At 36.7% G+C, this 23059-nt stretch carries 9 protein-coding genes; all 9 read right to left on the reverse strand.

The window, feature by feature from the left end:
* Window positions 1-74: 74 nt before the first annotated feature.
* Window positions 75-2495, reverse strand: a complete 2421-nt coding sequence (locus AC1RNE_RS13785) for an ABC transporter permease (RefSeq protein ID WP_492801529.1) — start codon at window positions 2493-2495, stop codon at window positions 75-77.
* 97 nt (window positions 2496-2592) lie between these two features.
* Entirely contained in the window at window positions 2593-5019 is a 2427-nt protein-coding gene (locus AC1RNE_RS13790) for an ABC transporter permease (protein ID WP_492801531.1), read from the reverse strand.
* A 115-nt stretch (window positions 5020-5134) separates the two neighbouring features.
* The gene (locus tag AC1RNE_RS13795) at window positions 5135-7606 is read right to left on the reverse strand and encodes an ABC transporter permease (RefSeq protein ID WP_492801532.1); all 2472 of its coding nucleotides are present in this window, start codon (window positions 7604-7606) and stop codon (window positions 5135-5137) included.
* Window positions 7607-7766: 160 nt separating this feature from the next.
* On the reverse strand, window positions 7767-10151 hold the full coding sequence (locus tag AC1RNE_RS13800; protein WP_492801534.1) for an ABC transporter permease: 2385 nt from the start codon (window positions 10149-10151) through the stop codon (window positions 7767-7769).
* Window positions 10152-10350: 199 nt separating this feature from the next.
* Window positions 10351-12735: an ABC transporter permease gene (locus AC1RNE_RS13805; RefSeq protein ID WP_492801536.1), complete on the reverse strand. Its 2385-nt coding sequence runs from the start codon at window positions 12733-12735 to the stop codon at window positions 10351-10353.
* Window positions 12736-12900: 165 nt separating this feature from the next.
* Complete coding sequence (locus tag AC1RNE_RS13810; RefSeq protein WP_492801537.1) at window positions 12901-15261, reverse strand: ABC transporter permease; 2361 nt, start codon at window positions 15259-15261, stop codon at window positions 12901-12903.
* Between the two features lie 120 nt (window positions 15262-15381).
* Window positions 15382-17766 (reverse strand): ABC transporter permease, encoded by a 2385-nt coding sequence (locus AC1RNE_RS13815; RefSeq protein WP_492801539.1) that lies wholly within the window; start codon window positions 17764-17766, stop codon window positions 15382-15384.
* Between the two features lie 116 nt (window positions 17767-17882).
* Window positions 17883-20297: an ABC transporter permease gene (locus tag AC1RNE_RS13820; protein WP_492801541.1), complete on the reverse strand. Its 2415-nt coding sequence runs from the start codon at window positions 20295-20297 to the stop codon at window positions 17883-17885.
* A 301-nt stretch (window positions 20298-20598) separates the two neighbouring features.
* Window positions 20599-22977 (reverse strand): ABC transporter permease, encoded by a 2379-nt coding sequence (locus AC1RNE_RS13825; RefSeq protein WP_492801543.1) that lies wholly within the window; start codon window positions 22975-22977, stop codon window positions 20599-20601.
* Window positions 22978-23059: the final 82 nt, after the last annotated feature.

A 23059-nucleotide genomic window follows, 5' to 3' on the forward strand; every position in this document is an offset into this window, starting at 1 on the left:
TAGGATTTTAGATTTGGGATTTTGAGTTTTAATGAAAATACTCCTCACGCTGCATTCAAAACTCCCAATTCAAATCATTCTGTTCGTAAACTTTTTACGGGATTAGCCAAGGCGGCTTTAATCGCTTGGTAACTGATAGTCAACAAAGCAATGAGGACAGCTAATATTCCCGCTAATACAAATACCCATGCATTGATGTCGATACGATAAGCGAAATCTTGTAGCCATTTGTTCATGAGCCAATATCCTAACGGAAAAGCTAAACAACAGGCTACTAACACCAATTTGAGGAACTCTTTAGAAAGCAAGGTTACGATTTGTTGTACTGAAGCACCTAGCACCTTGCGAACCCCAATTTCTTTAGTACGTTGTTCAGCCGTGAAAGTAGCTAAGCCAAACAACCCTAAGCAAGCTACAAAAATGGTCAGCCCTGAGAAAATACTTAAAATGACACTTATTTTCTGTTCGCTCTGATACGTTTTTTCAAATAGCTCGTCCATGAAAGAATAGGCAAAAGGCTCTTCTACATTAAACTTTTGCCATTGGTTTTTCAATGAAGCCAACAAACCTTCCACATCTTTGCCTTTTACTTTGATGGTTAAACCATAGGTTTTTTCAGAAACCATCAACAAAGGTGTGATACTTTCATGGAGCGATTTAAAGTGAAAATCCTTCACAACGCCAATGATTCTATAAGTAATTTTCAAGCCTTCGTTATTTTTTAGGCGAGTAATGGTATGTCCAACGGCATTTTTACCCCAACCAAAAGCCTTTGCTGCTGTTTCGTTAATAATCATTGCGGTAGAATCCGTTGCAAAATCTTTAGAGAAATTTCGTCCAGCAATGATTTTCATGCCCATCGTTGGAATATACTGCTCGTCGATTTTGTACTCTAACGTTCGCATCATTTGGGAATCATCTCCGTCGGGATAGCCCAGAGAATTATTTGAATCACTCGGTCCGGCTGGTAAATAACCAGCACTGGTTACGCTCAATACTCTTGGGTCTTGTAAAATTTGCTGACGAAATACTTCTTCATTTTTTCCCATCGACCAAGTATTTCGCATGATGAGTAATTGGTCTTTGGCATAGCCTAAATCTTTACTTTGAATAAACTTAATTTGCTGATATACGACCGTTGTACCGATGATTAGAGCAATAGAAATAAAGAATTGAAAAACTACCAAACCACTTCTCAGACTGATACTTTTTCCTGCCAATTTAAATTTTCCTTTCAGTACTTCCACAGGATTGAAAGAAGAAAGGAAAAAAGCTGGATAACTGCCTGCCAAAACGCCAACCAAAAAACCGAAAAGTAAAAAAGCAAGAAGTAGGAGAGGGTTTTTGAGGAAATCTAATTGTAAATCTTTTTCGGCTAAATCATTGAAAATTGGTAAGGCTAATTGCACCAACATCAAAGAAAGTAAAAGTGCAACGATGCTTAAAAGTACCGATTCAAATAAAAACTGGGTAATCAAATCTTGTTTTACAGAACCCAATACTTTACGAACGCCTACTTCTTTGGCACGTTTGGAAGCTCCAGCCGTAGAAAGATTCATGAAATTGATACAAGCGATGAGTAACATAAATATCGCAATCGCTCCGAAAATATAAACATATTGAATGTTTCCGCTGGCTTCCATGCTACCAGTATAACCAGCGTCTAAGTGAATACTGGTTAAGGGTTGAAGGAAAAGTCCAAGCTGATTACCTTTCTGTAAAAACTGCGAAAGGCTCATACCCATGGCTACTTGGATTTGCGGACCCATGTATTTTTTAATGACTTGGGGCAATTTGGCTTCTAGTTGCTTATAATCATACCCTTCTGGTAGCACCAAATACGTGAAGAATCCTGAGGTCATCCATGAATCACTCTTTGCATCTTTTACACTGGACATTGAACCAAAAATATCAAAATGGAAGTGCGAATTATGCGGTACTTTGTCGATAAGCCCTGTTATTTTATAATTCTCATTCCAACTTTTGATAAATAATACCTTGCCGATAGGGTCTTCGTTTCCGAAATATTTTTTAGCTAATTCCTTTGTGATGACAGCCGTATTGGGTTGAACCAAAGCCGTTTTAGCATCACCTTTCAAAAGAGGCAAAGTAAATACTTGGAAGAAATTGGCATCTACAGAAGCAAAAGAGTTTTCCTTGAATTTCTTGTCGTGATATACAATTTCAGGCGAACCGCTGGTGCGTAAACGAGTAGCATCTAGTACTTCAGGATAATCATTTTTCAATACCTGTGCTGTTGGGGGCATCACATTGGCCTCATTGATTTTTCCATCATTGATAGAAGCTTTAAAAACAACACGATAAATCCTGTCGGCTTTTTCATTAAATCGGTCATAGCTTAATTCATCATAGACAAAAAGCATAATGATAAGGCAAGTAGCAATTCCCAAAGCCAAGCCTACGACATTAATTGCTGAGAAAGTCTTGTTTCTAAGCAAATTACGAATAGCGATTTTTAAATAATTTTGTAGCATTGTTATATGACTTTAGGATTTATGACTAAAGGATTTTGGATTTCGGTGAAAAAAATACTCCTCACTCCGCACTCCGCATTCTAAACTCTTCACTCATTTATTCTGTTCTTAAACTTTTCACGGGATTCATTAAGGCTGATTTGATAGCTTGGTATCCAACGGTTAGCAAGGCAATTCCCAAAGCCAAAGCTCCCGCCACTACAAAATACCACCATTCAATGGTTATTCTACTCGCAAAATCTTGTAGCCATTGTTGCATAAAATAATAGGCAATTGGGCAAGCAATGATGATGGCGATAAATACTAGTATCAAAAAATCCTTTGATAACAATTGTACAATACTGAGGACAGATGCTCCCAATATTTTACGGATACCAATTTCTTTGGTGCGCGATTCTACCGTGAAAGTAGCTAACCCAAAAAGACCCATACAAGCAATGAAAATTGCCCAGACAGAAGCCGTTGTGAACAAAGTACTATATTGACTTTCGGTTTCATATTGCTTGTTGAAATTGTCATCCATAAAGGAATATTCAAATGGATTACCAGAAAAATTGCTTTTAAATATGCTTTCTAGTTTACCTACTTTAGAGACCATATTGTCTCCAGATAACTTTACAGTCAGGTACGAAGAGCTATTCTGCGGATAGAAAATCATCGGGTCGATAGCTGTTTGTAAGCTTTTATGATGATAATCTTTCACTACCCCAATCACTTCAAGGTAACGCTCGTCCCATTTGATTTTGGCATTTACAGCCTCTGTTGCCGACCGAAAGCCTAATTGTGCAATGGCTTTTTCGTTCAAAAGCACTTTGCTATTATCATTCCAATCAACATCACATTCTTTAGCCGTAAAATTGCGTCCCGCCTTTAAAGGAATCTGATAGGTTTTCAAAAAGTTATTGCCAATGATAACAAATGAATAAGCTTTCTGTTCATCACCTGCTTTTGATTTTGCTGAAGTGAAACCAACTGTCGTAAAATTATACCAGTTACTAGGGACGCTTCCGCTCGTGCAATAATCAGTCACAAAGCTTTGTTGGGCAATCGCTGTTTCAAAGGCACTTATTCGACTTTTATAAGTACTATCTTTGCCAATTTCTGGGCCTTTTATGACTAACAATTGCTTGATATTCATGCCTAAATCTTGGTTTTGCATGTGTTTCAATTGACTGAAAACAATAATCGTTACAATAATTAGGGCAATGGAAATACTGAATTGTGTCACTACCAATGATTTCCTCAAAAATATTCCTTTGGTCGATTTATGTAATTTTCCTTTGAGTGTTTCTATCAATTTAAAATTAGCCAGCCCAAAAGCAGTATAAACACCCGAACCAATAGAACCTACGATTAGCAAACCCAAGCCTATTATCCACAGGGAGGAGGAGAGGAGGGTTGCGAAAGACAGGTCTTTCTGAATTGTCTGATTGAAAAATGGTTGTAATAAAGTAACTAAAAAGATAGCTCCCACGAAGGCAAACAAATTAACTAACATCGATTCTCCTAAAAATTGGAGTACTAGGTTACTTCTAGTGGCACCGATTACTTTTCGTACGCCTACTTCGTTAGCTCTTTTCAGTGCATTGGCTGTGCTAAGGTTGATATAGTTGAACCATGCTATTACCAAAATAAGGAATGCTATTCCACTAAGAATGAACACATATTTTACATTACCATAGTGTTGATAAGTATCTGAAAAACTACTGGCTAAATGTATTTCAGAAAAGGGTTGCAATCTGAAATTAGTAGCATCGTTTTCTTTGCTAAATTCAGTTCTAAGGGTGTTTAATTTGCCTTCAAGTGCCAAATAATCAGTTTTTTGATTGAGCAAAAAATACGTGTCAATATATTGTGAGTCTAAATTATCAATACTTGCCCAATCATTGCCATTTAAATTGGCTGGATTTTTTAGGGTTTCTAAAGAAAGTACTAAATCTAACTTTATATCCGAATTATCGCCCATGTCAGCAAAGACGCCTTTTACGGCATAATCTTTTTTGCCAAATTGGTTATATAAGGTAAGCGTTTTGCCGATAGGGTCTGCTTTATCAAAATACTTTTTAGCGGCCGACTCAGCCATGAAAATTACGTCAGGTTTGTTTAATTCACTGGCCGTGCCCTTGATAAGAGGGAAAGTGAAAAATGAAAAGAAATTACCTTCGGCATAGGCAATATTTTTCTCTCTAAACGAAACATTCTTAGATTCATTTTTTACAATGCCTTGCGCTACTCCATCGGCTACTCTGCAATATTCTTTTATTTCTGGAAGACGCTCCTTGGCTTTGGTTGCCCAGCCTGGTTCTACTTGCGCCCATGTTTCGCCTTTATTATTCTGGTTCAGTAGGCGATACATGTTGGGTAAATTAGCATGAAATTGGTTCACGCTTCTTTCCAAGCTTACATATTCTAAAATCAACAAAAAGGCAGAAATTCCTAAAGCCAACCCTGCAATATTAATAAATGAGTAAACCTTGTTCCTGAACAAGACTCTCAAAGCTATTTTAAGATGATTTTTGAACATGAGTAGTTATGACTTTAAGATTTTAGACTTTAGTATTTGTGACTTTAGGACTAAAGGATTTTGGATTTCGGTGAAAAAATACTCCTCACTCCGCATTCCAAACTCCTCACTCCATTCATTCTGCTCGTAGGCTCTTTACAGGGTTCATCAAGGCTGCTTTGATAGACTGGTAGCTTACTGAAATCAAGGCGATGATGATTGAAGCAATGGCTGCCAAAGCAAAAATCCACCAACTGATGTCTACTCGATAAGCAAAGTCTTGTAGCCATTTATTCATTGCCCAATAAGCAATTGGCGAGGCTATTACAATGCCTAGGATGACTAACGTCAAGAAGTCTTTTGATAACAACTTCACAATCTGACTTACCGATGCTCCCAATACTTTTCTAATACCAATTTCTTTCGTGCGTTGTTGGGTTGTAAAGGCTACTAGGCCGAATAAGCCCATGCAAGAAATCAAAATAGCAATACCCGTAGCCGTATTTAGGATTTGAGCAAAACGTTTTTCTTTTTCATAAAACTTCGCAATACTTTCATCAAAGAAAGTAGCGTTAAATTCTTCATAGCTATTTGGATATACTTCCTTATAAGCCTTTCCTATTTTGGCTAAGACGGCCTTGAAATCAGCAGACGATTGTCCTTTGCTGCGCACTTTTACGTTGAAAGCCGTTTCATATTTATTCTCCGACATCATGTATAAGGGCTGAATAGCCTTGTGCAAGGGTTGTAAATGAAAATCAGCCACTACTCCCACGATTGGTAAGTTGATATCTCCTTTCCCTCCTGAATAAATCAAAAATTGACCAACAGCTTGTTCTGGTTTATTAAAGCCCAACGCTTTTGCATAGCTTTCATTAATTACAAATTCTTTGGCGGTATCGCTAGTTGTAAGATTTCTTCCAGCGATAACTTTCAATCCATACATTGGGATATAATTTGCATCAACAGAGCGTCTGTGAACATCCAACTTAACTTCTTTTTTCCCATTTCTATAGGTAACCCTGTTGGTAGAATATCCATTTTTAGCTGGTTTGTCACCTAGACTAATCATTTCTACTTCAGGGATTTGTTTTAGCTTTTGAATCAATACATTCTTCTTATTATTTTCTGTATCGTGCCAATCGCTATAAAAATTAATGATAGCATCCTTCTTAAAGCCTAAGTCTTTATTAATCATAAACCTAGATTGCGTAGCGACGATGATTGTCCCTAAAATGAAGACTTGCGATGCCGTAAACTGAAACGTAATCAATGCTTTGCGGAGGAATGCTGTTCGGCTTTGACCATTCACTACCTGATTTTTTAAAGATGATACAGGCTGATAGGATGAAATAATCCAAGCAGGGTATAAGCCCGATAAAATACAGGTTACGATGGTAATGGTTATTAAAAAAGCAATAATGTTTGGGGCTAAAATATTAAAATGCAATTCTTTAGGAACGAAATCTTCAAATACCCAAAGGATGGGTTCTACAAATAAAACAGACAGCAATACCGCTGAGGTAGTGATGATGAGGGTCTCACATAGAAACTGTGTAATCAAGCTTTTACGATTGCTCCCCAACACTTTACGTACCCCAATTTCTTTCACACGGGTGATAGATTGGGCAGTAGCTAAATTGACAAAATTGATAGCGGCAATCATTAATAAAAATACTGCGATACCTAGCAAGGCATAGAGTGTTGGTAAATGTACCTGACGGGAAAAATTATCACCAAATTCAGCATTGAAATGTATATCAGACAAAGCTTGCAAACTAAGGGTACGCCCAATATTCCATTCGTCTTTCTGATCAAGATGCTTCTTTAGAAAAGTTGGAAACTTGGCATTGATATTCCCTGCTGTGGTATTCTGACTAAGTTTCACAAACGCCATAGAACTAGAATTTGTATTGGTCCATTCGTCCAATTGAAATTCTTTTCTCCAGTTTTTTGCCTCGATGCTTTTAAAGGAAATAAAAACTTTGAATTTGAAATCAGAATTATCAGGCAATTCTTTGACAATCCCTGTTACGGTTGTAACCAAAGAATCATTAAAGTATAATTGTTTGCCTAAAACTTGTTGTAAAGGAATTTTGCCAAAATATTTTTCAGCTTCATTTTTTGTTAATATTACCTCATTAGGGGTTTGAAGGGCTGTTTTTTGATTACCCTCTAGCCATTCATAATTGAAAATATTAAAATACTGTGGCTGACAAATCAAGATTTCAGCATGATTGCTTTTCCATGTTTTAGGCAAATTTTTAGTGTCGTTTTTACCGTTTGGTACTGTTACTTTAGATTCCCAAACATGGCAAGCCGTAAGGTATTCAATGCCTGGTACTTCCTGTAAGATGGATTCGGGCATGGGGGCAGATAAGCCTGCATTAAAGAAATACTTGCCATCTTGATTTTTAAATCCAGACGTGATTCGGTAAATCCGTTCACGGTCGGGATGAAAATTTTCAAAACTCAATTCAAAGCTTACCAACAGGTAAATTACCAAACAAGCACTTACGCCAATAGCTAAGCCCAGAATATTAACTAAGGAATAGAGCTTGTTTCTAAACAAGATTCTCAAAGCGATTTTTAAGTAACTGTTGAACATAATTTTTTAGACTTTAAGATTTTAGAAATAAGACAAAAGACTTTAGGGTTTACGATTTTTAAGATGTAGGATTAATGACTTTAGGACTAAAAGACTAAAGCGTTTTGGGCTTAGGTAAAAAATATATCCCTCACTCCGCATTCAAAACTCTAAACTTCATTTATTCTGTTCTCAGGCTTTTTACAGGATTCATCAAAGCTGATTTTGTGGCTTGGTAACTCACGGTTATTGTCGCAAAAAGTAGCGTAACAAGGAATGAAACTATGAAAATGTCAATGTTGATATTAATTCTATAAGCAAAATTCTGTAACCATTGATTCGCCGATAGCCATGCAACAGGCGAGGCTATCAAAAAGGCAATGATGACCAGTTTGGCAAACTCTTTACCGAATAGCCATAATATTTGTGGAACAGAGGCTCCTAAAACTTTTCGGATACCAATTTCTTTCGTTTTAGTTTCTGCCATAAATGCTACTAAGCCATATAAACCCAAGCAACCAATAAAAATAACAAGCAAAGCAAAGACATTCAGGAGTTTAGAAATCATGGTTTCTTGCTCGTAAAACTTCGCTATTCTTTCATCCATGAACGAAAACTCGAATACATTTTCAGGATAAACACTTTGCCAAATAGCTTTGATTTTATCAATTTTATCGCTAGTCACTTGCCCGCTTAATTTTATGCCAGCAAACTGAAAGCTATTCTTTTGCATACCAATAACCAAGGGTTCTATTTTCTCATGAAACGAACGTTGATGAAAACTCTTGACAACACCTACGATGGGTGCTTTTATGCCAAATTCTCCCACTTCTATTTCTTTCCCTATTACTTCGTTTGCATCTTTAATACCAAGTCTGGCTACTAGTTCTTCATTGATTAAAAATTCGCGGATGCTATCATTTGCCACAATGTTTCTACCAGCAATGAGTTTAATGCCAAATGTTTCCAAAAAATTAGTATCCGCTAGCTTAGAGCGAGCTGGGAAGCCTTCCCAATCTCTCCCCGCATACCTTATAGAACCTCCATAACCACTATTATCAGCAGGCGGACGAAAGCAAAAACTAACATTTTTTACATCGGGGTCTTGGCGAAGTTTATTCAATAGCACATCCGTTTGGTTGTGTCTTTCTCCAAAGACAGGAATGATTAAAAGAGTATCCTTATTAAAACCTAAGTCACTATTCTTGAAAAAATCCATTTGTTGAAAAACCACAAATGTGCCAATAATTAATAATTGTGAAAGGGTAAATTGAATAACAACCAAGCTTCGTCTGATGGGAAAACCTGCAATTTGCTGATTGGTATTACTGCCTTTCAAAGCTTTTGTCACGTTAAATCCAGATAAGACAAAGGCTGGATAAAAGCCAGATAATAAAATAACCAATGCGAAAAGTATAATCAAAAAACTAACTAATTGATAGTCAATGATAAGTGTTAGGTTTGTATGTGTCCAGTCACTTAAAACGGGCAAAAATTGTTGTGTAAGAGCAATAGCTAAAATCAAAGATGACCCAACAATTAAAGTGACTTCGGCAATGAATAACCAAAAGAGATGGCTACGTTTACTGCCGAGTAGTTTTCGGATACCTACTTCCTTATTTCTTTTTAAGGCTTGGGCTGTGGCCAAATTTACAAAGTTAATACAAGCTGTGATAACTAAAAACACACCAATTATGACTAAAACCCAGATAGTTTCTATTCTGATAACACCTCTATACAGTGGATTAAAGTGAATATCTCTCAAGGGTTGAAGATGGTGCTTAAAAACGTTGGCATCTGCACCATGATATTTTTTAGAAAAAGCTATCATTTTACGGTCAAAATCAGCAGGAGCAACATTGTCTTTTAACAAAACAAATACTTCTTTATTTGAATCTATCCACCCCCAATCTTCAATATGTTGCTTTGGTTCTATGGTTTTAAATGACTCCATAGAAATAAACATATCCATTTTATTATCCGTATTTTCTGGATAATCGTTTAAAATACCCGCTACTTTCAGGGTGAATTTATTATTAACCTGAATGATTTTACCCATTGGGTTTTCATTCCCAAAGTATTTTTTCGCTAGTTTTTTCGTCAAAACAACGGTATTGGGTTCATCCATTACTGTTGGGTTACCAACAATCCATTGGTAATCGAAAATATCAAACCAATTTTTATCAGTATAGGCAATCCCCGTTTTTTCTAAGTAACGATCTACCTGAGTTGTACTTTTAGGAATACCAACGGTGTAAGACATATTTTTGGCGATATATGATGCCTTTTGTACTTCGGGTATATCATTTTGAATGGCTTTTACCATTGGGTAGGGGCTACCATTATCGTGTTCGAGATGGTCTTTACTAAATTGTAAATCACTTACTACCCTATAAATATTATCAAAGTTTTTATGGTACCCATCAACACTTAAATTGAATTTTACAAACACAAAAATCAGTAAACCTCCTGTTAAACCAAGCGATAATCCTACGACATTAATTAGGGTATAATTTTTATGTCTTAGCAGTGTCCTGATGGCTATTTTTAGATGATTCTTTAGCATGACTTTCAAGATTTTAGCATTTGTAATATGATCAATGTTTCAATTATGAGTTTTGAGCGGTACTTCGCCACAATGTTGATTTTTTTTGCCCGCAGATTTTTAGAGATTTATTTCGCAGATTTACACAGATATATTATTTGTCAGCGTAAATCTGCGGTATTTATCAGCAATATCTGCGGGTAAAAAATCTACACTCAGTTTATTCTGTTCGTAAGCTTTTAACTGGATTGGCAGAGGCCGCTTTGATGGCTTGGTAACTTACTGTCGCCAACGTTATTACTAATGCTCCTAAGCCAGATAAGCCGAAAATCCACCATGAAATATCTGTGCGATAAGTATATTTCTCAATCCAGTTGTTCATAAAAAAGTATGAAATAGGGCTAGCTATCAAGATGGAAATCATCACCAAAACCACAAAATCTTTAGATAACAATTGCCATAAATTAAATACTGACGCTCCTAATACTTTTCTAACACCAATCTCTTTTGTACGTTGTTCCGCGGTGAAAGATGCCAAGCCAAAAATCCCTAAGCAACTAATGAAAATAGCAAGAATAGCAAAGAAGGTAGCCAACTTTCCAATACGTTCTTCATTACCGAATTTCCTAGCGTATTGGTCATCCACAAATTTGTATTCAAAAGGTGCAGCAGGATTATATTTTTTGAACACTGTTTCTATTTTGCTCAATGCTTCTCTTGAACTTGAGTTGGGATTAATTTTCAGAATGATTACATTTTCCTGATCTTTTGAGATATGGAATAACGATGGTCTAACAGGTTGATAAGGAGACTGAACCACCATATCTTTAATGACGCCCACTATTTTAAATGGTTTGCCATTCCATTTAAGCGTTGCGCCAATCGGATTTTTCAATCCTATAAATTTTACAGCGGCTTGGTTTAGTACAAATGCCAACGAGTCAGTAGCATATTCTCTTGAGAAGTCTCTACCATCTACAAATTGCCATCCAATCGTTTTGCCATATTCATAGGTTACGCCATTATTAGGGAAATCAACGGCTAGATTTGGGTCTTTTCCTTCCCATTCAAAACCGCCATTTGTGTTCCATACTTCAGTAGTAGGGCTTCCAGATTCTGTCATTTCAACAATAGCTCCCGAACTTTTTAGTTCACTACGGACAGTCTCAAAATGGTTATGAACATCAGGCGTGGCCATATTCATGATAATTAGCCCGTCGCGATTATAACCAATTGGACGACTTTTAGCATGTTCTATTTGTCGAAATACGATGATGGTTCCGATAATTAAGGTAACAGAAACAGTAAATTGAATAACGACTAATACTTTACGAGGAATAGTAGCATAGCGACCTACCTTGAAAGTTCCTTTTAATACTTTTACAGGTTGGAAAGAAGATAAATAAAGGGCTGGATAACTGCCTGCTATCAAGCCTGTGATTAAAGTAAAGAAGATACCTATCAACCAGAAAAAAGGGTTAGTCCACAAAATATTCATCTTTTTGTCGGCCACTTCGTTAAAGAATGGCAAGAACAACTGTACCAACAGGATTGATAACCCAAAAGCAAAAGCTACCACTAATAATGATTCGCTAAGAAATTGTGCAATCAACTGTGAACGAGCTGACCCAATAGCCTTACGGACACCCACTTCTTTGGCTCTTTTTTCTGAACGGGCAGTACTCAAATTCATGAAATTGATACATGCCAACAATAACACAAAGATGCCAATAATGCCAAATAACCAAACGAACTGTATTCTTCCACCAATATTTACACCATTTTTAAAGTCTGAATACAAATGCCAATTGCTCATAGGTTGTAGAAAAACCTCAGGCTTGTATCGTTTTTCTTCTTTACCAAGGTTATTGAATTTCACATTGATGATTTTCTTTGAAACTTTATCGAAGTCTGCATTATCTGCCAATTCAGCAAATGTCTGGGTGAAATTACTTCCCCAAGGATTATCCATCTTTTTAATCCAATCGTTGGTAATCAAGTATAGCTCCCAAGGCAAAATATAGCTCATTTCTCTAAAGCTTGAATTATAAGGTAAGTCTTCATAAACCCCCGTCACTTTCACGCTTGTTTTATTGTCAATCTTCATCAATTTTTCCATTGGGTCAGCGTCGCCAAAATAGGCTTTTGCGACAGACTCAGACAGCAATATTGAATAAGGTTCTTTTAGTCCTTCTCTGGTACCTTTCAGCATTTTCAGCGTAAGCATTTCTGTTACTTTTGGTTCAAAGTAGTTCCCACTTTTAGTGAGTTTCTTTTCTCCAAAAGTCAAGATATGGTCTGATGTCCATGACGACTGTAACACATATTTAAAATCGCTACCATAATGGCTACGAATCTCTTCAGCCATCACCGCAGGGTTAGATTCCTGAGTAGCTTTTTCGCCATTATAAATATTATGTTGCATTACTTGAGCGATACGGTCGTAATGCTGATGGTATTTATCATAAGAAAGTTCGTCCCAAATCCAAAGCCCAATCAGCATGGCAACAGCCATACCTGTAGCCAAACCTGCTATGTTGATAAAAGAATAAACCTTGTGTCTAAGCAAAGTTCTTAATGCGATTTTTAAATAATTTTTTAGCATGATTTTCAAAATTTAGTTTTTTCAAGGTGACTGAAATATTTTAAAAAGATTTAAAAGTCAGAATGTCTTTTTTTAGTTGTGAGCGACCCGTTGCGACGGTTCAGAATTTTATCAGCGTAAATCTGCGGTATTAATCTGCAATATCTGCGGGTAAAAAACTCCAAATCATTCTGTCTTTAAACTCTTTATAGGATTCATCAAAGCCGCCTTAATCGCTTGAATACTTACTGTTAATATGGCAACCAACAAAGCCAATGCACCAGCTACAGCAAAAATCCACCATGAGATTTCAGTTCTGTAAGCAAAGCCTTGCAACCAGTTGCTAGATACATACCAAGCAAGCGGTGCAGACATTAGAAACGCTAATAATACCAGTTTTAAAAAGTCTTTTGAGAGAAGATTTACAAGGCTCAGTACAGACGCTCCCAATACTTTTCTGATACCGATTTCCTTAGTACGCTGTTCAGCTATAAAAGCCGCCAACCCAAAAAGTCCAAGGCTTGAAATGAAAATAGCCAAGAAAGCAAACAGGCTGGATAAAGTACTTACTACTTGCTCGCTTCTGTATTGTTTGGCATATTCTTCGTCGGTGAAATAATAAGTAAATGGATATTCTGGATTTATTTTTTTGCATAACACTTCTAATTGGGCAATAGCCTCAGCCGTTTTGCCCGCTTCTACACGCACAATGATGTTGCCTTGTTTATATCTATCGCTCAGGTAAGTAATCATGGGTCTGATAGGCGTGTGTAAAGATTGAAAGTGAAAATCTTTCACTACTCCAATGATTCTACCTTTTGCTCTACCCCAAGTAACAGACTCGCCAACAGGATTTTTAAAACCCATTGCCTTTTGTGCCGTTTCGTTGATGATAAATCCTAATGAATCTGATGCAAAATCTTTTGAGTATTCTCTGCCTGCTATCACTTCAAGATTCATCGTTTTCGCAAAATCGTACCCAACACCCACTGGGGTAAATCTTATTTTATCATTAGGATTACTGCCTGGCCAACTAATTGCTTCTGTACCGTCGCCAATACCTGCGGGATTGGCAGTCATGTGTGATATATATTTGATGCTTGAAAGGTGCGAGATTTCTTCTTTTAGAATATTATATTTCTTATTCAGGTTGCCCTCTACAGGAAAATAGAGAAGGTTTTCACGGTTAAAACCTAAGTTTTTGTGTTGGATATAATCTATTTGGCGATAGATTACAATCATGCCTATCACCAAAATGATAGAAAGTGAGAATTGAAAAACAACCAAGCCTTGTCTTAACCAAGTAGATGCTGAGTCGAATTTCAACGTACCTTTTAATACTTTAATAGGATTGAGGGACGACAGAAAGAATGCAGGATAACTACCAGCAACAATACCCGTTATAAAAGTCAGGACTATTAATAAACTCCAGAATGAAATTTCATTGATAGGTAAAACGATTGCTTTCCCCGTAAGGCTATTGAAAGAAGGTAACAATAGCGTAACCAGTAGGACAGAAATAGTAATCGCAAAAATAGTAAGCAACATAGCCTCGCCGATAAATTGCTTGATTAGGGCAGTACGAACAGCCCCCACTACTTTACGAACGCCAACTTCTTTGGCTCTTTTTGCCGAACGTGCCGTAGCTAAATTCATAAAATTGATACAGGCAATTAATAGAATAAAAACTGCCACAATGCTAAATAAACGAACGTATTCAATGCGTCCTCCTTCCATTTCAGCATTTTTGAAATTGCTATTCAAATAGTATTCATGAAAGGGCTGCATGGCCAATTCAGTTTTATCCAAGCCCTTTCTATATTTATCTAGTACATGCTTAATCTTATTGGCTACTAGCGTAGGATTAGCATCTGGTCGAATCATAAAAAAGGTCAGAGGGTCTGTACTGCCCCAATCTTTGGCCCATTCATTATCAATAACGTAAGCATCCCAGCTACGTAAACAGTCAAATTTCAAGGTGCTATTTTTCGGTAGGTTTTCAAAAACAGCCGTAATAACTAAATCATTACGATTATCATAACGGATTGTTTTGCCAATGGCTGCTTCTGGACTACCAAAAAATATCTCAGCCATTTTTCTAGAAATAGCAAGACTATTGAGGTCTTTTAAAGCAGTTTGGGCGTTCCCTTGTAATAACTTGAAGCTGAACATTTTAAAAAAGTCTGCTCCCGCTACGTTAGTTTCTTGTTTATTTACTTTATCGCCCACCATAAACGTTTGGCTACTAGGCCAAGAAAAAGCGGTTGACATTTGTATTTCAGGAATTACCCTTTTTAATTCTTCTGCTAAGGGTCCGGGTGTCCAGATTACTCCTTGTGTTTTTCCGCTAAAAAATTCCTTCATGTAAATTCTATACAATTGGTTTTTATTAGCATGAAAAGCATCAACACTTCGCTCATCTTGAACCCAAAGCATAATCATTAGGCTACACGTCATGCCAAGGGCTAACCCAAGAATATTAATCACCGAAAAAACCTTGTTTCTCAGTAAATTACGAAATGCAATTTTTAGATAATTGTTGAACATGATTTTTGTGACTTTAAGGTTTGTGACTTTAGGATTTTAAGATTATGGACTTTAGGATGCTGGACTTTATGACTTTAGGATTTTTGTTAGAGAATTACAAAACATCTAATAACACTCCATTTATTCTGTTCTTAAGCTTTTTACTGGATTCATCAGGGCAGATTTAATTGATTGAAAACTGACAGTCAGCAAGGTAATTGACAAGGCTCCGAGACCAGTCAACGCAAATATCCACCAAGAAATGTCTGTGTGGTAAGCATAATTTTGAATCCAATTATTCATAAAATAATAGGAGAGGGGAGTGGCAATCATAAAAGCAAGTAACACTAATACCACAAAATCTTTTGATAGCAATTGCCATAAATTAAAGACAGTAGCCCCCAATACTTTTCTGATACCAATTTCTTTGGTACGCTGTTCGGCTACAAATGACGCCAAGCCAAAAAGCCCCAAACATGAAATAAATATGGCAAGAATAGCAAAGAAGGTAGCTAGTTTACTGATACGTTCTTCATTATCGAATTTTTTGGCATATTCTTCATCGACGAAATTATAATCAAAGGGTTGTGAAGGATTATACTTTTTAAAGATGGTTTCAATTTTACTCAAGGCTATCGTTGCACTTATTTCAGGATTTACTTTAGCGAGGATATACGATACATCGTCTTTCGTGAAATTATATACAGTAGGTTTTACTTGTTCATAAGGCGATTGCATGATTACATCTTTTACTACTCCAATTACCGTGAAAGGTTGCTGAAACCATGATATTGCTTTGCCGATTGGCTGTTTTAAACCCATTAATTTCACAGCCGACTCATTCAAAATCACGGCGGTAGAATCTGAAGCAAAGTTTTTAGAAAAGTCACGACCTTCCTTCATTTGCCAGCCTATCGTTTTACCATAATCGTACGAAATACCAATGTTAGGAATTTCTGCTAATAGATTAGGGTCTTTCCCTGGCCAACTGAATGCACTACTAGATGACCAACTTTCTGTAGTCGGTGCAGAGGTTTCACAAACATTCACAACGGCTCCTGATTTTAATAGCTCGTCTTTTACTACATCAAAATGTTTATGAATTTCATTGATGGCTTGTGGTAATGAAACCAGTCCATTTGTTTCATAACCAATGGGTCTGTTTTTGGCATATTGTATTTGGCGGAAAACTACAATTGTGCCAATAATCAAAGTAATGGATACCGTAAACTGCATTACTACCAACACTTTGCGGGGCATGGATGCAAAGCGCCCAATCCTGAAAGAACCTTTCAGTACTTTAACAGGCTGAAATGATGATAAATAAAAGGCTGGATAAGTACCTGCAATTAGCCCTGTAAATAAGCTAAAGCCTATTCCTGCTAACCAAAATAAAGGATTTGACCATAGAATCGTAATATTTTTATCGGCAAGCTCATTGAAAAATGGTAAAGACAATTGCACTAAAAATAGCGATAAGATAAAAGCAAAAGTCACCACAACGAATGATTCACTAAAAAACTGTGAAATCAACTGGCTACGTGCAGAGCCAATGGCTTTGCGAACGCCTACCTCTTTGGCTCTTTTCTCACTTCTGGCAGTACTTAAATTCATAAAATTGATACAAGCCAAAAGCAATACAAATATGCCAATGAGACCGAAAAGCCAAACGTATTGAATCCGTCCGCCAATATTAAAACCGTCTTTAAACTCAGAATATAAATGCCATTTGCTCATTGGTTGTAGAAATAGCGTAGGTTTTAATTTAGCCAATTCTGCATTGACCTTTTTCAACTTTGCATCCTTAATTTTATAGGACACTTTATCGAAATCGGCATTTTCTGAAAGTTGAACATACACTTGGAATGCATTTGCTCGCCAAGGGTCGCCCATTGTTCTAACCCATTCGTAACGAGTATTAAATAATTTGTAAGGAGCAATAAAAGAGACTGTATGGAAAGTAGAATTAACAGGGAAATCTTCATAAACACCCGTAACTTTTACAGCATACTGGTTATCCATTTTAATCACTTTCTCTAGAGGGTCTGTACTACCAAAAAGTGCACGAGCTACCGAAGCGGATAAAATGACAGAATAAGGGTCATTTAAGCACTCACGAGAACCTTTTAACATATTCACTCCTAGCATTGCTAAGCCTTCTGGTTCTATATAGGAACCCACTTTTAAAAATTTGTTATTGCTATAACTTAATACATTCCATACATCGTTCATCGTGAGGACAACATGCTTAAAGTCGCTTCCATAGTTTTTCCTAAGCTCTTCTGCTAAAGGATATGGCACGCTTTCTCTTGTTTGTACTTCCCCATTATTGCTGATGTGTTGCATCACCTTAGCAATGCGATCATGATTTTTATGGTATTGATTAAAGGTTAGTTCGTCCCATATCCAAAGCCCAATCAGCATAGCTACTGCCATACCAACTGCCAATCCACCGATATTAATGAACGTATAAACCTTATTTCGAGTAAGGTTTCGGAAGGCTATTGTTAGATAATTTCTGAACATGGTTTCTGAGACTTTAAGGTTTTAGACTTTAGGACTTTAAGATTTGTGACTTTAGGATTTATGACTAAAGGATTAAAGTATTTTCATTATATCGCTCGGCGGAGGGGTGCTCCATATCATTCTGTTTTTAAACTCTTTACGGGGTTTGCTAAGGCTACTTTTATGGCTTGGTAACTAACAGTCAATAAGGTGATTAATAAAACACCTAAACCTGCCGCTGCAAAAACCCACCAAGCAATATCTATGTGGTAAGTGTATTTCTGTACCCAATTATTCATAAAATAATATGCTAGGGGCGAAGCTATACACAGCGAAATCATCACCAATAACACAAAGTCTTTAGACAATAAAGCCCATAAATTGGTTACAGTAGCTCCTAATACTTTTCGTACACCAATCTCTTTAGTGCGTTGCTCAGCTACAAAAGATGCCAAACCAAAAAGCCCTAAACATGAAATAAAAATGGCTAAACAGGCAAAAAAAGTAGCAAGTTTGCCAATGCGTTCTTCCTGACTGAATTTTTGAGCAAACTGTTCATCTACAAATTTGTAATCGAAAGATGCCGAGGGTACTATATTTCTAAATACAGCTTCAATTTTTGGGATAGCATCGCTGGCACTTACGGTAGGCTTTATTTTGATATCTATCATACTCCCTGATTCGTAGTTGGCATCTAACTTGAAAAAACCACGTTTTACAGGTTCATAGGGAGATTGCATCACCATGTCTTTTATTACCCCAATTACCCGCCATGATATGTTGGCTTCTTCATTTTTTATGAATTCCCCCACAGGATGTTTAAAGCCTAAGTATTTAGCAGCGGTTTCATTGATAACAATACAGTTAGAATCTGTCGCAAATGCTTTTGAATAGTCGCGACCATCTACAAACTGCCAGTCTACCATTTTGCCAAAGTCGTGGGTTACAAAAGTTAATCCAAAGTCTGAATCTGTTTCAGGGTCTTTACCTTTCCAGCTAAATCCACCCATGTTGTTCCAAACGGCTGTTAGCGGACTAGATGAAAGCGCCATACTCGACACCATGCCAGTATTCAGCAATTCACTTTTCAGGATGTTAAACTTTCCTTTGTAATTAGGGTCGTTCATAGGGATTGTTATCAACCCTTCTCTATTATAGCCAATTGGTCGGTTACGGGCGTGCTGGATTTGTTGATACACCACGATAGTACCAATAATCAAGACGACTGATACGGTAAACTGAATAACAACTAATACTTTTCGAGGCATTGCTGCCAAGCGTCCTAAACGAATCGTTCCCTTCAATACCTTGATAGGCTGAAATGAAGAAAGGTAAAAAGCTGGATACAAACCTGCCATAAAACCCGTGAGGGTGATAAAAACAATGTTTAATAACCAGAAGATAGGATTTGTAAATGGAATAGCTAGTTCTTTGTCAGCCAATTCATTAAACCATCCTATTGATGAGGAAACTAATAAAATAGAAAATGTAAACGCTAAAATTACTACCAGAAAAGACTCGCTCATAAATTGCTGAACAAGTTGCCCTTTTGCAGAACCAATGGCTTTGCGAACACCTACTTCTTTCGCACGTTTTTCAGAACGAGCAGTACTTAAATTCATGAAATTAATACAAGCCAAAAACAACACAAAGACACCAATAATACCAAAAAGCCATACAAATGTGATTCGCCCACCTGCTGGTCTACCATCTTTGAAATCACTATACAAATGCCACTGTTTCATTGGATATAACAGCATTTCGAGCTTGAATTTTTTGATATCCTCCTCCAATTCTTTAGGGCCATTTTGCTGGTAAAACTTTTGAATACCTGCATTAGCAACGTCCATCGTTACGTTTGGCTGTAACTGTACATAGATGATAAATGAAGTATTACCCCAATCGTTTTCAGCTTTTTTAATCCAATCGTTTGATGATACCCATAAATCCCAAGGCGAAAAAAATTGACAATCTCCGAATCGATTGTTTCGAGGGATGTCTTCGTACACCCCTTTAACAATTACATTCATTCGATTATCAATCTTCAAACTTTTGTTCATTGGGTCAGTAGTCCCAAAAATTGCATCGGCTGTTGATTTTGAAATGATGATAGAGTTAGGCGTATTCAAGGCAGCATAGTTTCCAGCTAACATCTTTAAAGAAAGCATGTCTGCAATACCTGGTTCTATAAACTCACCTCTTTTTGATAGCTTTTTATCATTGAGAGAAAGCGTGAAGTCGCCTACCCAAAAGCCTAGTAAAATATGTTTAAAATACTGTTTATATGTTTTTTTCAACAAAGCCCCCATTGGAAACTGCATGGCTTCTCCACCTCTGATTTCCCCTGTAGTAGGCTCTGTCCCAAGTCTTCTGATTTGTGCTATACTTTCATAATTTTTATGGTATTTGTCGAATGATAATTCATCATAAACCCAAAGCCCAATCAGCATCGCTACTGCCATACCCACTGCCAATCCACCGATATTGATGAACGAATAAACCTTATTTCTGAACAGTGTTCTTATTGCAATTTTTAGATAATTTCTGAACATGGTTTTCAAAGTTTTAGGTTGGTAATATCATTGAAAGATGCTGAAAGTTTTATGTTTTAGATATAGCGTTTTACCCGCAGATTTTCAGAGATTTTTTTCGCTGATTTACGCAGATACTATTTGTCAGCGAAAATCAGTGGTATTAATCTGTAATATCAGCGGGTAAAACTTAAAACTCTTCACAGGATTTGCCAAGTACGATTTTACCCGCTGATTTTCGCAAATACTATTATTTGTCAGCGAAAATCCGCGGTATTAATCTGCAATATCAGCGGGTAAAACTCAAAAATCAGTATTATATCTACTCTGTTCTTAAACTTTTCACAGGGTTTGCTGAAGCGGCTTTTACAGCTTGATAACTTACGGTTAATAGCGTAATCACCAAAGCACCTAAACCTGAAATTCCAAAAATCCACCACGAAATATCTGAACGGTATTCATAATTTTTCAACCAGCCATTCATAAAATAATAAGCAATTGGGGTAGCGATTAAGAAAGAAATCATTACTAAAATCACGAAGTCTTTAGAAAGCAATTGCCATAAATTGAATATTGAAGCACCCAATACTTTTCTTACGCCAATCTCTTTAGTGCGTTGTTCTGCCGTAAATGAAGCTAAGCCGAATATGCCTAAACAACTGATAAAGATGGCTAAACAAGCAAAGAAAGTCGCTAATTTTCCGATGCGTTCTTCGCTACTGAATTTCTTTGCATATTGTTCGTCGGCAAATTTATAATCGAACGGACTACCAGGATTATATCTTCTGAATACATCACCTACCTTGTCTAATGATGCGGTAGCACTCATTTTAGGGTTTAGTTTGATATTGAAGAAACTAGCCCATTCATAATTGACAAAGAATATCGTTGGCTTGATGGGCTCGTAAGGTGATTCCATTACCATATCTTTTATAACACCTGTTATTCTATAATTTTTACCGTTCCATTTGATGTTTTTCCCAACAGACTCTTTAAAGCCGATGAATTTAGCTGCCGCTTCGTTCAAAACCATTGCGGAGGTATCAGTAGCGAAACTTCTTGAAAAATCTCGTCCATCTACAAATTGCCAACCTACGGTTTTACCATAGTCGTGCGATACAGCAATGACACCAAAAAGTGCTTGAAGATTAGGGTCTTTTTTCTCCCAGTCAAAACCTATCTGATTAGAATATACGCCAGTAGTCGGACTTGACGATTGAGATACTTCATAAACAGCGCCTGTTTTTAATAAATCGTTCCTCAAAGCATCATAATGTCCTACTAATTCAGGGGTATTAATGTTGATAGCAATAAGCCCATCGCGGCTATAACCAACTGGACGATTCTTAGCATGCTGAATTTGGCGATAAACAATAATGGTTCCGATGATTAAAGTAACCGAAACGGTGAATTGAATAACAACTAATACTTTACGAGGAATAGCGGCAAAACGCCCAACACGAAATGTCCCTTTTAATACATGAATAGGATCAAAAGATGATAAATAAAATGCTGGGTAACTTCCCGAAACCAATCCTGTAATCAGTGAAAATGAAATACTGAGTATCCAGAAATATGGATTTCCCCATAGTATATTCATCTTTTTATCCGATAACTCATTGAACCAAGGAAGCGTAAGTTGTACTAAAATAATGGTAAGGATAAAAGCAAAAACTACAATCAATAATGACTCACTCAAGAACTGAGTGATTAATTGTGAACGCATAGACCCAATAGCTTTACGCACACCTACTTCTTTAGCACGTTTTTCAGAACGAGCTGTACTCAAATTCATGAAATTGATACAAGCCAATAAAAGTACAAACACCCCAATAATACCAAACAACCACACAAACTGAATGCGTCCACCTACAATTTTACCATCTTTGAATTCTGAATATAAGTGCCATTTACTTAATGGATGCAAGAAAACCATTGGTTTGGCCGCATCTTGCTTGTCGTGATTGAACTTCACATATTTAATTTTAGCAGAAACTTTATCAAAATCAGCCTGCGGGTTCAGTTCTGCAAATGTTTGAAACGAATTATTATTCCATTGGTCTTGTGAATTTCTTACCCACTCTGTTGTAGACAAGTATAAACTCCAAGGCAATAAGAAGGTAACATCATTCAAACTAGTATTATGAGGGAGGTCTTCATAAACCCCTGTTACTTTTACATCAGTTTTATTATCAATCTTTACTACTTTATTGATTGGGTCTGTATTACCAAATAAAGCAATAGCTACTGATTCTGAAAGGAGGATATTATAAGGGTCTTTCAAACCTTGCTGTGTACCTTTCAACATTTTCAAGGTAAACATCTCAGGGAATTTTGGTTCTACGAAATTGCCTGTTTTAGTGAATTTCTTATCACCAACTGCTATAACACGTTCGAATGTCCAAGAGGATAACACGACATTTTTAAAGTCACTACCATATTTAGCTCTTAACTCAGGAGCTAAAGGCAAAGGCATTGCTGTTTGTGAACCTGTTACGCCATTCCAAGTCTGGTTTTGCATGACTTGTGCTAGGCGGTCGTATTTTTCGTGGTATTTATTAAAAGAAATTTCATCATAAATCCATAGACCAATCAACATCGCTACAGCCATTCCTACAGAAAGTCCAATGATATTAATGGCAGAATATGCTTTGTTTCTCAGCAAAGTTCTTAAAGCTATTTTTAAATAATTTTGTAACATAGTTTTAGGGATTGATGACTAAAGGACTAACGGATTTGGGGTTTTGAATTTCGGTAAAAAAAATACTCATCACGCTGCATTC

It is taken from the genome of Arcicella sp. GW822-FHT02H01 (genome assembly GCF_058802005.1).